The 1,529-nt window shown below is 63.2% G+C and carries 1 protein-coding gene; it reads right to left on the bottom strand.

Going from position 1 to position 1,529, the window contains the following annotated elements; genetic code table 11:
* Positions 1 to 1,529: amino acid adenylation domain-containing protein (locus RHODMAR_RS26745; RefSeq protein WP_232433777.1), on the bottom strand; the 1,529-nt coding region annotated here is incomplete at both ends.

Here is a 1,529-nt window from a genome sequence, read left to right on the forward strand (position 1 = left end):
TCCGGTTCGGGTAGTGCGCGTCGGTCGAGTTTGCCTGCCGGAGTCAACGGAATCGACTCCAACATCACCACCGCCGACGGCACCATATGCGCAGGCAACACCGACCCCACATGCTCACGCAACGCAGCCGCATCGAGCTCGGTACCCGCCACCGCCAACACATACGACACCAACACCGTTGCACCAGCAGCAGACTCACGCCCGACAGTGACCACGAAATCGACACCAGGCGCACCCGCCAACACCGAATCGATCTCACCCAACTCGATCCGGAAACCACGCACCTTCACCTGAAAATCGCTACGCCCCACATACTCCAACGCACCCGAAGAATTCCACCGCACCACATCACCGGTGCGATACATCCGCGAACCCGCACCACCGAACGGATTGGCCACGAACCGCTCCGCCGACAAACCCAACCGCGCATGATATCCACGAGCCAACGCCGGACCCGCCAGATACAACTCACCCACCACACCCACCGGCACCGGATTCAACCGAGCATCCAACACCACCTCCGCGAAACCGATCGTCGGCGAACCGATATCGACCGACTCCCCCACCACCAACGCCGACGAAATCGACGAGAAAATAGTCGCCTCAGTCGGACCGTACGCATTGAACATCCGCCGACCCGGCGCCCACCGCGCCACCAACTCCGGCGAACACACATCACCACCGGTGACCACAACCTCCACCGACTCCAACCCCACCGGATCCACCGACGCCAACGCCGCAGGAGTGACGAACGCATGCGTGACCCGCTCGGCCCCGAGCAACGACGCCAACTCCACCCCACCGAACACCAACGGCGGAGCGATCACCATCGTCGACCCACCCGAAAACGCCAACACGAACTCGAGAATCGACGCATCGAAGCTCGGCGACGCGAACGCCAACACCCGAGACGACGGCCCCACACCGAACCGAACCCGCTCCTCCGCAGCCAAGTTCCCCACACCACGATGAGTGACCACCACACCCTTGGGCACCCCGGTGGACCCCGACGTATAAATCAGATACGCCGCATCATCGAGACGCAACACACCCGACCGCTCCGCATCCAACACCGGAGCAGAAGACCGAAAAGCCAGATCCGCCACCACATCCGGATCATCGAGCACCACCCACGACACCCCACCCACACCCGACACCGCACCCGAATGAGCACCCAACGTCACACCCACCACAGCACCCGAATCGACCAACATGTGCTCGATCCGATCCACCGGATAACTCGGATCCACCGGCAAGAACGCACCACCGGCCTTCGCCACCGCCCACACCGCCACCACAGACTCCACCGACCGCGACAAAGCCAACGCCACGAACGACCCCGGACCCACACCACACGACATCAACATCCGCGCCAACCGCGACGACGCCGCATCCAACTCACCATACGAAAGCACCCGCGAACCAGACACCACCGCAACACCACCGACACCCGCAACACCCACCGCACCAGCCAACAACTCCGGCAACACCACACCCACCACAGACCGCGGACCACGAACCGGAGCCAG

The sequence above is a fragment of the Rhodococcus sp. AW25M09 genome, from assembly GCF_000333955.1.
Lineage (GTDB): Bacteria > Actinomycetota > Actinomycetes > Mycobacteriales > Mycobacteriaceae > Rhodococcoides.